The 11327-nt window shown below is 47.3% G+C and carries 15 protein-coding genes and 1 pseudogene; 12 read left to right on the plus strand and 4 right to left on the minus strand.

Annotated elements, in window-relative coordinates; genetic code table 11:
* The coding region (locus tag ACJHVI_RS06540; protein ID WP_483183897.1) for a transposase at window positions 1–217 on the plus strand (217 nt) is incomplete at its 5' end.
* Here the strand turns inward: ACJHVI_RS06540 and menA are convergent.
* Entirely contained in the window at window positions 199–1116 is a 918-nt protein-coding gene (gene menA / locus ACJHVI_RS06545; RefSeq protein ID WP_483183898.1) for a 1,4-dihydroxy-2-naphthoate octaprenyltransferase, read from the minus strand. The two genes, ACJHVI_RS06540 and menA, sit on opposite strands and share 19 nt — an antisense overlap.
* Window positions 1117–1272: 156 nt before the next feature.
* On the opposite strand from menA, the gene ACJHVI_RS06550 reads away from it, so the two are divergent.
* Window positions 1273–2007 carry a (2Fe-2S)-binding protein gene (locus ACJHVI_RS06550; protein WP_483183899.1) on the plus strand — a complete coding sequence of 245 codons (735 nt, stop codon included), beginning with the start codon at window positions 1273–1275 and terminating at the stop codon, window positions 2005–2007.
* Here ACJHVI_RS06550 and ACJHVI_RS06555 read toward each other — a convergent pair.
* Window positions 2004–3122 (minus strand): hypothetical protein, encoded by a 1119-nt coding sequence (locus ACJHVI_RS06555; protein WP_483183900.1) that lies wholly within the window; start codon window positions 3120–3122, stop codon window positions 2004–2006. The genes ACJHVI_RS06550 and ACJHVI_RS06555 overlap by 4 nt on opposite strands.
* A 192-nt stretch (window positions 3123–3314) precedes the next feature.
* Between ACJHVI_RS06555 and rpsF the strand changes: the two genes are divergently transcribed.
* The 4 genes from rpsF to erpA all read left to right on the plus strand — a co-directional run bounded on the left by rpsF (window position 3315) and on the right by erpA (window position 4768).
* On the plus strand, window positions 3315–3641 hold the full coding sequence (gene rpsF, locus ACJHVI_RS06560) for a 30S ribosomal protein S6 (protein WP_483183902.1): 327 nt from the start codon (window positions 3315–3317) through the stop codon (window positions 3639–3641).
* A gap of 9 nt (window positions 3642–3650) precedes the next feature.
* Window positions 3651–3866 carry a 30S ribosomal protein S18 gene (rpsR, locus tag ACJHVI_RS06565; RefSeq protein WP_115218182.1) on the plus strand — a complete coding sequence of 72 codons (216 nt, stop codon included), beginning with the start codon at window positions 3651–3653 and terminating at the stop codon, window positions 3864–3866.
* Between the two features lie 11 nt (window positions 3867–3877).
* Window positions 3878–4327, plus strand: a complete 450-nt coding sequence (gene rplI / locus ACJHVI_RS06570) for a 50S ribosomal protein L9 (protein ID WP_483183904.1) — start codon at window positions 3878–3880, stop codon at window positions 4325–4327.
* 90 nt (window positions 4328–4417) lie between these two features.
* Window positions 4418–4768, plus strand: a complete 351-nt coding sequence (gene erpA / locus ACJHVI_RS06575) for an iron-sulfur cluster insertion protein ErpA (protein ID WP_483183905.1) — start codon at window positions 4418–4420, stop codon at window positions 4766–4768.
* On the opposite strand, the gene recO is transcribed toward erpA, so the two are convergent.
* Window positions 4765–5418, minus strand: coding sequence for a DNA repair protein RecO (gene recO, locus ACJHVI_RS06580; protein WP_483183906.1), 654 nt, complete (start codon window positions 5416–5418; stop codon window positions 4765–4767). The two genes, erpA and recO, sit on opposite strands and share 4 nt — an antisense overlap.
* Window positions 5419–5487: 69 nt before the next feature.
* Between recO and ACJHVI_RS06585 the strand changes: the two genes are divergently transcribed.
* Genes ACJHVI_RS06585 through ACJHVI_RS06610 form a run of 6 tightly spaced genes read left to right on the plus strand, consistent with a single transcriptional unit; the run spans window position 5488 to window position 11189 of the window.
* Window positions 5488–6069, plus strand: a complete 582-nt coding sequence (locus ACJHVI_RS06585; protein ID WP_483183907.1) for an anthranilate synthase component II — start codon at window positions 5488–5490, stop codon at window positions 6067–6069.
* A 3-nt stretch (window positions 6070–6072) separates the two neighbouring features.
* Window positions 6073–7767 carry a type IV-A pilus assembly ATPase PilB gene (pilB, locus tag ACJHVI_RS06590; RefSeq protein ID WP_483183909.1) on the plus strand — a complete coding sequence of 565 codons (1695 nt, stop codon included), beginning with the start codon at window positions 6073–6075 and terminating at the stop codon, window positions 7765–7767.
* A 17-nt stretch (window positions 7768–7784) separates the two neighbouring features.
* Window positions 7785–9008, plus strand: coding sequence for a type II secretion system F family protein (locus ACJHVI_RS06595; protein ID WP_483183910.1), 1224 nt, complete (start codon window positions 7785–7787; stop codon window positions 9006–9008).
* Window positions 9008–9886, plus strand: a complete 879-nt coding sequence (locus ACJHVI_RS06600; protein ID WP_483183912.1) for a prepilin peptidase — start codon at window positions 9008–9010, stop codon at window positions 9884–9886. The genes ACJHVI_RS06595 and ACJHVI_RS06600 overlap by 1 nt, the downstream gene beginning before the upstream one ends.
* Complete coding sequence (gene coaE / locus ACJHVI_RS06605) at window positions 9886–10494, plus strand: dephospho-CoA kinase (RefSeq protein WP_483183913.1); 609 nt, start codon at window positions 9886–9888, stop codon at window positions 10492–10494. The genes ACJHVI_RS06600 and coaE overlap by 1 nt, the downstream gene beginning before the upstream one ends.
* Window positions 10491–11189, plus strand: a complete 699-nt coding sequence (locus ACJHVI_RS06610) for a 5'-methylthioadenosine/adenosylhomocysteine nucleosidase (RefSeq protein ID WP_483183915.1) — start codon at window positions 10491–10493, stop codon at window positions 11187–11189. The genes coaE and ACJHVI_RS06610 overlap by 4 nt, the downstream gene beginning before the upstream one ends.
* 23 nt (window positions 11190–11212) lie before the next feature.
* On the opposite strand, the pseudogene ACJHVI_RS06615 reads toward ACJHVI_RS06610, so the two are convergent.
* Window positions 11213–11327, minus strand: a pseudogene (locus ACJHVI_RS06615) (IS982 family transposase); the annotation flags it as partial.

The raw sequence follows: 11327 nt of genomic DNA on the forward strand, positions 1-11327 counted from the left end.
CATCTTAGACAATGCAAGATTTCACAGAATGAAACACTTGCAAGCGCTTATCAATAACACACCATATGAACACATCATCTTACCATTACCACCTTACTCACCTGAGCTAAATCCAATAGAGCAAACTTGGGCAACGATTAAGAGATGGCTTAGAAGTCATTTGTCAGAGTTTGATACAATCGAAGAAGGTTTGAAGTGTTATTTTGGGGTTTGGTGAGTATACAAATTACTGAAGAGAATGCCGATGGATAGTAATAAGCTGATGCCAAGGCATAATCCTACAATGCTTTTGAGTTCGACGGCGATAAGACGCGGTGTCTGCGCCTGAAGAACGCGTTTACCGTGTTGGCGCAGGGCTGGCAATAAGACGAGCCAGAGGGCGGATTTCCAGTCTGTGCACAGGCTGAAAATCAGCAGCAAGAGGCAGGCGCCGATAAGCAGCAGGGCGTGAAATTGTTTGGCGCGGTAAAAGCCGAGCCGCACGGCGAGGGTGAATTTTCCCGCTTGTTTGTCGCTGTCGATGTCGCGCAGATTGTTGACGTTGAGAACGGCGGCGCAGAGGAGTCCGATGGCGGCGGCGGGCAGAAGTTGGATAAGGCGTATGTGTTCTTGTTGCAGGGCATAGCTGCCTAATACGCCGATAATGCCGAAAAAGAGAAAGACGGCGGCTTCGCCTAGTCCGGCATAGCCGTAGGCATAGCGTCCGACGGTGTAGAAAATGGCGGCGGCGATGCTGAGTGCGCCTAGGGCGGTAAAGAGTAGAATTTGTCCTTGTCCTTTGACGCTGATGCTGATGAGGTAGCCGCCGAGCGCGATGCTAAGTAAGACGAGAGCGGCGATGTAAAGCCGCATGCTGCTGAGGCTGACGGCGCCGCTGCCGGTCAGGCGTTTGGGGCTGCTGCTGTCGCGGTAGTTGTCGGTGCCGCGGATGCCGTCGCCGTAATCATTGGCAACATTGGACAGCATTTGCAGGCTGAGTGCGGTTAAGAGACTGAAGATAAAGATGTTTACCTGCCAGTTGCCTTGGGCATAAGCCAGCGCATTGCCTAGGCAGATGACGGCGATAGCAAGCGGTAGTGTGCGGGGGCGCAGCAGCGCGATGAGGGTGTGTATCATGATTGCGTCTATTTTTTTACTTTCAATAATGATGACATTCTAACAGTATTAGCATTCTTTGCGGAATTTTTAGATTAAGCCGAGGGGAATTTAAGTATAGTTTAGGGTTTTTTCTCTGCTATAGCCTGTGGATGAAGTGCTTTATATAGGAAGAAGATGATGAGTGATTTTGCCGAATTGATGTCTGAGGCTTTGCAGCCTTTTGAGGTGGTGCATTTGATGGGAGATGCCGCTGTGGTGTCTTTGCCGCAATCAGGCAGCCGTTCTTTGGCGGAGATTATGGCGGATAAAGACTTGTATGCGCGCAAGATGGCGGCTTTGGCGGCAAAATTATCTGTGGATAAAGCGCTTGTGGCGGCGGTATTGTGGCAAAAGCAGTTTGTGCGCGGTTTTCTGGGACAGTGGCTGGCGAATGCTTTGTTCGGCAATGCGGTGGCGCTGAATTCGCGCGATTTGTATCTGGACGGCGAAAATTTGAAGGGCTTGCAGTGGCAGAGGGGCGAGGTTTTGACGGCAGCGGAGACGGCGGGCGTATTGGCGGAATTGGCACGGGAGATTGCCGAGAGTTTTTCCGCATTCGGCGTACATACTACGGATTCTTGGGGCAATATCGCTTTGGCGCTTGCCGATCCTTGGATGAAGGCGCGGCAATATGTGTCGGATGTCGAGGGATTGATGATGAGCCATGCGCGCTTTGTGCGCCATTTGCCGATGCCTTTGCAGACGGCGATGCTGCTTTTGCCGTATGAGCGGGCGGACGGCGTTTCGGCGGTGCATTTTCGCCGCCGTCGCAGCTGCTGTTTGAAATACGAGGTGCCGAACAAAAGCTATTGCAGCACCTGCAGCAAAGTGCCGCTAAAAGTGCAGCTGCGCCATTTAAGTGAGGATTAATGGCAGAGCCGATTGCCCGCGCCCATGAACATATCGCGCATTTGAATGGCTTCGGGTAGGGCGATGCTGCTGAGTTGATTGCGCGGCAATTGCAGGCTGAAAAGCTGTTGCTGTCCGCCGATGAGTACGGTTTTGCTGTCGGCGCTGACGAATAAGCCTTGTCCTTTCTCCGCCAGCGGTAAGCGGGCAAGGGTTTGCAAACTGCCGCTGTCAATCAGCACCAGATTGTCGGCATTACGCACGATAAGACGGGTTTCTAAAAAGCCGAGCGCGATGTCTTGGGCGTTTTCGAGGCTGTCGAAGCGGCGCGGCGCGGCATTGAGGTCTTTGGTAGAAAATTGCAGCCCTTTGCCTTTGGTATCGACAAAATAAATGAATTCGCTGCGATTATCGATAAGCGGACGCAAGCTGGGTGCAGCAAGCGGTTCGCTGCGCAAGATTTGCTGATTTTCTAATGACCAAATCACGGCAAATCCTTGTCCTGCGGTATCTTGCGCTTGAAAGGCGAGGAAACGGTTGTCCGGCGACAGGGCGGCAGGGCTGATATGGGCATAGGGCAGGGCGATGCGCTCGAGATTGTGCTCATACAGCACAATCGCCGGCGGTTGTTCAAGTGCCAGCCAGCGCGATTGTAAATCCGCATAATGCAGAGAAACGCTTCGGCTGTCGAGTTCGATGCTGCCAAGCGGTTTAAGCTCGGGAAGGCTGTAAAGCAAAAAGGACTTGCCCGCGCGTAGGGCGAGTTTGTCGTGAGCGCCGGCAAGCGCGTCAATGTGTTCCGACAGACGGATATGTTTGCGGCTGCCGTCGCGCAAATTTTGGACGAATAATTCTTGTTGATTGCCTATCGCCAAACTAGCGCTATGCGCGGCAATGCTGCTGTATCGGGCAATGCTCGGCAAGGCAAGGCGGCCGAAATAACGTTTCTCGCGCATATCCACCACTAAGGCGGCTGCGGCATCGCTTTCGGTTAAAAAGGCGTAGCGGCTGGGGTCGGCAAGGTCGGTATTGCTCGGCAAAAACAATACGGGCTGGCGTTGCGCGTAAAAATATCCTGCCAGCGCAAGCAGCAGGCAGAGCAGGGAAAAGAATAATGAGCGGTATTTTTGAAACATGATAACAGCGGTTAAATGAAAAAAGATTGTAGCGCAAATGCGCAGGCTTTATTTTTCGGCTTGTTTTTGTTCAATCTTTTGTCTTTAGGGCTTGCTTATGCCGGCAAAACTGCGTAAAATTCGCGCCCTTGCCGGTTTGACCGGCATTTCCTTGCCGCATCCGCGGCTGTTTTTCATCCATAAGGAAGACTAATGAGACATTATGAAATCGTGTTTTTGGTACATCCCGACCAAAGCGAGCAAGTAGGCGGAATGGTGGAGCGTTATCGCTCGCAAATCGAAGCAAACGGCGGCAAAGTGCACCGTTTTGAAGATTGGGGTCGCCGCATGTTGGCTTATCCGATTCAAAAATTGGTTAAAGCGCACTATATTCTGATGAATATCGAATGCGACGCTGCCACTTTAGCTGAATTGGAAAGCAATTTCCGTTTTAATGATGCCGTTCTGCGTCATTTGACTATCCGCCGTGATGAAGCGATTACCGAAGCTTCTGCTATGGCACAAGAAGCCAAAAAATAAGGAGTTATCATGGCACGTCGTAAAAGAATTTGTCGTTTCACCGCTGAAGGCGTGAAAGAAATCGATTACAAAGATTTGGAAACATTGAAAGGCTATATTACCGAAACCGCTAAATTGGTTCCTGCCCGCGTAACCGGTACTAATGCTTTTTATCAACGTCAATTAGCCACAGCTGTTAAGCGTGCGCGTTTCTTGGCTTTATTGCCTTATAGCGATCAACACTAAGGAGAATTCGCATGGAAATTATCTTGTTAGACCGTGTGAGCGGCTTAGGCGATTTGGGCGATAAAGTGGAAGTAAAATCAGGCTATGCGCGTAATTTTCTGATTCCGAAAGGCAAAGCGACCGAAGCGACCAAAACGAAAATTGCAGAGTTTGAAGCGCGTCGCGCGGAGTTGGAAAAACAACAGGCAGAGCGTTTGGCGGCTTCCGAGCGCCGTGCGGAGCAATTAAATGGCAAAGTATTGACCATTTTTGCCAAATCCGGCGATGAGGGCAAATTGTTCGGTTCGGTCGGTACGCAACACATTGCCGCTGCTGCCGAACAACAAGGTTTGGAATTATCCCGTCCTGAAATTTTGATGCCGCACGGTGCCATCCGTGAATTGGGCGAATACCCCATCGATTTGAAATTATACGGCGATATTCAATCACAAGTCTTAGTGCGCGTTGTTGAAGCAGAATAAGCAGATACCGCATATCGTCGGCGAAGCCCCGTGTTTACGGGGCTTTTTTATCGCTAAGCCGCGGTGTATGATAATTGATTTGGAGGCAGTATGTCTGATGTAGAAATTTTTGATGCGGAAGTTGTTTTTACGCAAGCCGCGGCGGATAAAGTCGCCAGTTTGATGGCGGAAGAAGAGAATAATGCGCTGAAATTGCGGGTCTATGTTACCGGCGGCGGTTGTTCGGGTTTTCAGTACGGTTTTACTTTTGATGAAGCGCCGCAAGAAGGCGATGCGGTTGCCGTTACAAACGGCGTTACCTTATTGATCGATTCTATTAGTTATCCCTATTTGACAGGAGCAGAAATCGATTACCGCGAGGATGTAAAAGGCGCGCAGTTTGTGATTCGTAATCCCAATGCGCAAAGCACTTGCGGCTGCGGTTCTTCTTTTACAGCCTAAGAGCGCAATAACTGCAATAGGGCGTGGGCGGTCTGTTTGCTGCGCGGTGTATTGCCGTGATGTCTTAGTAAACTCTGCAAATAAGAGGTAAGCTGCGGATGTTCCAGCGGCAGATGCTCGGCTTCTAATGCACTGACCAGCTCGTGCGCAAAGCCTTGTTTGGCGGCTTGTAACAGCAGCCAGCCTTCTTGCGCATGAATTTGGTAGCAAGCGGCGTGTTGTTCGCGTTCGGGAATGAGGCCGAGTTCGCGGATGAGATACCATTCCAGTTGACGCAAATGGGCATGGTCTGGGGATTGCAGGCAGTTTTGGTAAAGTCGGTAGAGTCGCGTATCGGTTTCGGGGGTGGCGTAAAGCAGGAGTAGTTCATTGACGTATGAAGCGCTGAGCCAGCTTTTGCCGGAGATATTGTAGCTTTGTAAGATGTCGCTTTGCCATAATTGGGCTAATTCGCTTTTTTGCTGTCCGCTGATGGCGAGTTCTCGAAACGGCGCAAAATTTTCTGTCTCGCGATGGGTTTTTTGTTTGCCAATACGGGCGATGCCGCGAATTTTTCCATGATTTAAGCTAAGTAAATCAATTAAATATTGGTTTTCTTTATAGGGGGAACGTTTGAGGACAAAGGCGGGTTCGCGGTCAAAATGCAGCATCTGTAGAGAATTTAGTGTCGGGGTGTGTTATGATTTTTCGGTATTTTACCTGCGGGACGGCAGACTGTCATGCTCTTGATGATTGATAATTATGATTCCTTTACGTATAACCTGGTGCAGTATTTTTCTGAGCTGGGGCAGGACGTATTGGTTAAGCGTAATGATGAAACGACTGTTGCGGAAATTGAGGCCTTACAGCCGGATTATCTTGTGATTTCTCCGGGGCCTTGTACACCGAAAGAAGCGGGTATTTCTAATGCGGTCATTCGGTGTTTTGCAGGCAAAGTGCCTTTATTGGGCGTTTGTTTGGGGCATCAGTGCATGGCGGATGTTTTTGGCGGTCGGGTGAAAAGAGCAAAACAAGTAATGCATGGCAAAACTTCTTTGATTCAACACAATAATAAAGGCGTGTTTAAAGGTTTGCCGATGCCTTTGCAGGTAACACGCTATCATTCTTTAGTTGTGGAAATGCCGCAGGATTTTGAATTGACCGCTTGGTTTAATGATGCTGAGGAGCAGGTGGTGATGGGTATGCGTCATCGTCAACTGCCTCTTGAGGGTGTGCAATTTCATCCTGAGTCGTTTATGAGCGAGGCGGGATATCGGTTGTTGGCAAATTTTTTGCATGAAACAAGCGCTTTAAAAGGATAATGTATGAATAATTATGATGCAATTGTTGCCTATATGGTGCAGCATAAAATCGCAACAGCAGATCAGTTGCGTGAGGCGCGTAGTAGTGCGCAGAAGAAAAGAGCGAATTTTTTACAGCAATTGCTAAGCGACGGTTTGTTATCACCGTCGCGTTTGTCAACCATCAATCGCGAAGTATTTAATTTGCCGCAAGTGGCGTTGCGTGAAATGGATATTCGTCGCGAATTGACGGCGCAGTTTAAAGAATCGGTAGTGCGCAAGCATTTGGCATTGCCGATGTATGCAGCGGGCGGTCGTTTATTTTTAGCGACCTTTGATCCTAGCAACCGCAATATGCTGGATGAATTTAAATATCAAGGCAACTATACCTCGGTTGAGCCGATTATCGCGAATGTCGATGCGATTGAGGCCTTGATAGAAGACCATTTCGCAGGCGTAGGTGGAATGGATAATCTATTTGAGGAGGATTCTGCCGAAGAGAATTTAGATGCGATTGGCGAGGCATTAGGGTCTATTGCCGGTGCCGAGGAAGAAGCGCCGGTAGTGCGTTTTGTCAACGGTATGCTGCTTGATGCGATTCGTACCGGTGCTTCCGACTTGCATTTTGAGCCTTATGAAACCAGTTATCGCGTGCGTTTTCGTCGTGACGGCGTTTTGCAAGAAGTGGCGACACCGCCGCCAAATATTGCCAACCGTATTACTGCGCGTCTGAAAGTAATGGCGGATTTGGATATTGCGGAAAAACGCGTGCCGCAAGATGGGCGGATAAAACTTTATGTTTCTGAAACTAAAGCGATTGATTTCCGTGTGAACTCATTGCCGACCTTGTGGGGAGAAAAGGTTGTTCTGCGTATCTTGGATAGCTCGGCGGCGAAATTAAATATTGAAATTCTAGGGTTTGAGCCTGATCAAAAACGCTATTATTTAGATGCGATTTCAAAACCGCAGGGATTGGTCTTAGTAACAGGTCCTACGGGTTCGGGTAAAACGGTTTCCTTATATACCGGTCTTAATTTATTGAATAAACCGACAGTTAATATTTCTACTGCGGAAGACCCTGTGGAAATCAACTTGCCGGGAATTAATCAGGTAAACGTTAATCCTAAAACAGGTCTTGATTTTGCTGCGGCGCTTAAAGCCTTCCTGCGTCAAGATCCGGATATCATCATGGTGGGTGAGATTCGGGATATGAGTACTGCGGAAATTGCGGTCAAAGCGGCGCAAACAGGTCACTTGGTATTATCTACTCTGCATACTAACGATGTGCCGCAAACGATTGCACGTTTGGTCAATATCGGTATCGAGCCGTATAACATTGCCGCGAGCGTAAATTTGATTATGGCGCAACGTTTGGCACGCCGTTTATGTAATCATTGCAAGGTGCGCGACCGCAAACATCATCATGAAGAATTATTGAGCCTTGGTTTTGCGGAAGAAGATTTAGATGATCTGAAAATTTATGCGCCGAAAGGCTGTGAACGTTGTAGTTATCAAGGCTATCGAGGACGGGCAGGTATCTATCAAGTCGTGCCGATTTCGGAAAGTCTCGGCGAATTGATTTTACAAAATGCTTCGGCGGTGGAAATCGCCGAGCAATGTCAAAAAGAAGGTTATCCCGATTTACGTCAATCGGCTTTGTTAAAAGTCAAACAAGGCATTACCAGTATTGAAGAAGTATTACGTGTTACCAGTGACTAAGCATAAGGAGTTGCACAATGGCTGCTGAAAAAAAAGAAATGATCGCCTTTCAATGGAAGGGTAAAAATAAACAAGGTAAAGAAATTAGTGGGGAAATGGAGGCGCCAAATGAGGCGGTGCTAAAAGCTTATTTAGCGCGCCAAGGTTTGGCCAGCGTGACGGTTAAAGTTAAACCTAAACCTCTGTTCGGCGAAAGTAAAGGCAAAATTAAAAGTACTGATATCGTATTTTTTACCCGGCAAATGGCAACCATGTTGCGTGCAGGTATGCCCGTCATGCGTTCCTTGCAATTGGTGGGTGAATCGATTGAGAAGCCAAAACGTATGCAGGAAATGATTTTTGATATTCATGCTAGCATCGAAAATGGAGCGACTTTCGCCGAAGCATTGAAAAAATATCCTTTGTATTTTAATGATCTTTATACAAGTCTAGTAGCTGCCGGTGAAGAAGCAGGTATGCTTGAACAGACTATGGATGATATTGCCGTTAACTTGGAAAAGGCAGAAGCAACGAAGAAAAAAGTGAAAAAGGCATTAACTTATCCCGCGATAGTATTAGTCTTCGCAGTAATTGTTACAGCAATTTTGATGATTAAAGTTGTTCCTGTATTTGCCGACTTTTTTGAATCAAATGGTGGTAATTTACCTGCGCCAACAAAATTTGTAATGGCTGTCTCTAATTTTATGATTGATAAAGGGGTGTTTTTATTAGTTGCTATAGTGTTTTTTATTTCTGCTATTATTTATTTAAAAAATAGAAATAAAGCTTTTGCAGATAAATTAAACCGATTAGCATTAAAATTACCAATGATTGGTGGTATTTTACGTTGCGGTGCTAATGCACGTTTTGCTCGAACGATGGCGACATTATTCAATGCAGGGGTTTCTTTGATGAAGGCACTTGCTGCTACAGCGCCTGCCACGGGTAGTATCGTATATGAAGAAGCGGTTTATGAAATTCGTGATGATGTACAAAATGGTCAGCAAATGAGTTTTGCGATGAAAAATACCGGATTATTCCCAACGATTGCCGTCCAAATGACGGCAATTGGTGAAGAGTCCGGTAATTTGGGAGAAATGTTAGGACGAGTCGGTGCATTCTATGAAGAAGAATTAGATTGGCGTATTGACGCTTTGACGTCGACTATTGAACCGATGATTATGGCTTTCCTAGCCGTTGTGGTTGGTGGATTATTGATTGCGATGTACATGCCAATCTTTAACTTAGGTAGTATGTTCTAATGATATTTATCGAAATCTTAGAAACGCCGTTAGGTATTTTCCTTGTTGCATTATTAGGTTTGTTGGTTGGCAGTTTTTTAAATGTCGTGATTTATCGCATTCCTGTGATGATTGATCGCGAAGATAAATTGTTGGCTTGGGAAATTGTGCATGGAGAAGGAGAGCGGCATCCTGAGGTAGCAGAGGGGCGGTTTAATTTATTGACGCCGCCTTCTCGTTGCCCCAATTGCGGTCATCAAATTCGTGCTTGGGAAAATATCCCTGTTGTCAGTTATCTTTTGCAGGGACGCAAATGTAAGGGTTGTCGGAGACCGATCAGTTCGCGTTATGCCATTGTTGAACTATTAAGCGCCTTGGCTAGTGCGGTGATTGCTTGGCGTATTCAAGCGCCTTTGCCTTTACTTTTTGCTTTATTATTCACTTGGGCATTGATCGCGCTGATTTTTATTGACGCAGAAACCAGTCTTTTACCTGACCGTATTACCTTGCCTTTAATGTGGCTAGGCATTTTTGCCGCTTGGTTGGGGACGGGACATAATCAAGGTTTGTTTATTTCGCTGAGCGATAGCGTTTTAGGCGCTATGTTGGGTTATTTGTCTTTATGGTCGGTTTATTGGCTGTTTAAATTACGGACCGGTCGAGAAGGTATGGGGTATGGCGATTTTAAATTACTTGCGGCTTTGCTGGCTTGGCAAGGCGTGATTATGTTGCCGATTATCCTGATGGTGTCATCGATTTGCGGGATTGTGTTTTTCATGATTAATAAAATCGGTTTTGGCAAACCTGCACCTTTTGGACCCTATTTGGCGGTAGCCGGTTGGCTTACTTTCTTGTTTGGCGGTCAAATTGCCGCATTTCTTAGTTTTTTGCCTAATTAATGATTATTGGCCTTACCGGCGGCATAGCCAGCGGCAAAACATTTTGTTCCGATTTTTTTCAGGCAAAAGGCATTCCCTTAGTGGATGCTGATGTGATTGCGCGCGAAATTGTGCAAAAAGGCGAACCTTTATTAGAACAATTGAAAGCTTTACTCGGTAAAGAGGTCTTATTGTCGGATGGGCAGTTGAATCGTGCTTGGCTGCGCCGGCAAATTTTTGCTGATGAATGTTTAAAAAAGCAAGTAAATGATTTAATGCATCCTCTAATTCGTGAGCGAGCGCAGCAGCAGTTGGCTGTTGCTGAATCTCAAGCGGCATGGGTGCTGTATAGTGTTCCGCTGTTATTTGAAAATGCCTTAGAGACGGCATGTCATGCGGTTATCGTTATCGATATCTTGCCTGATTTGCAAATTTCTCGTGGCGCGATGCGAGACGGTGTAACGGAAGCAGATATTCGCCGCATTATGACGGCGCAATTATCGCGTGAGCAAAGATTAAGCCGTGCCAATTTTGTGATTGACAATAGCGGCTCGCAAGTGCAAACCCGTCTTCAGTGTGCGGGTCTCTATCGACAAATTCATCATTTATTTTCTGTGAGTATTTTATGAGTCAAATGATTGCTATTATTGCGGCGATGCAGCCTGAATTGGCGTATTTGCAACATTCTTTGCAGGAAGCGCAAAGTCTGGAGCTATTGGGGCAGAGATGTTATCGCGGCAAATTGGCGGGACGTGAGGTGGTATTGGCTTTATCCGGTATCGGTAAGGTAAATGCGGCTTTAACGACAGCCGCTTTGCTGACGCATTTTCAGGTGCAGGCGGTGATTAATACCGGTAGTGCTGGCGGATTGGGCGCAGCCATTCGTATCGGCGATGTGGTGATTGGCAAAGAAACGGCGCATCATGATGTTGATGTGAGCGCATTTGGCTATGTGCATGGACAGGTGCCGCAATTGCCTGCGCGCTTTATTGCGGCAAATGATTTACTCGATGCAGCAACGCAGGCGGCAGGGGTTTTTGCCAGTACGGTACATGCGGGCTTAATTGTTTCAGGCGATCAATTTGTACATGGCGAAGCGCAAACAGCAGCGATTCGCGCGCATTTTTCCGATGTAGCGGCTTGTGAAATGGAGGCGGCAGCGATTGCGCAGGTCTGTCATCAAGCCGGCGTTCCTTTTGTGGTGATTCGAGCCATTTCGGATCATGCCGATGAGCAAGCCGAGCAAAGTTTTGATGAATTCATTGCTTTGGCGGGGCGGCAATCCGCGCAGATGGTCGAACGTTTATTAGCCTTACTACCCTAACCTGAGTTCGGGATAAGCCCCCTCTATTTAGCAGCCGCCAAAGCATTCTTCCCAAACATCTGCGGCTTATACGCAAACAAGCAATATGCCGTTAATCCAGAAATCAGATTCAACAAAAATCCCTTCTCTGAACGATGG

The sequence above is a fragment of the Suttonella sp. genome, from assembly GCF_056855035.1.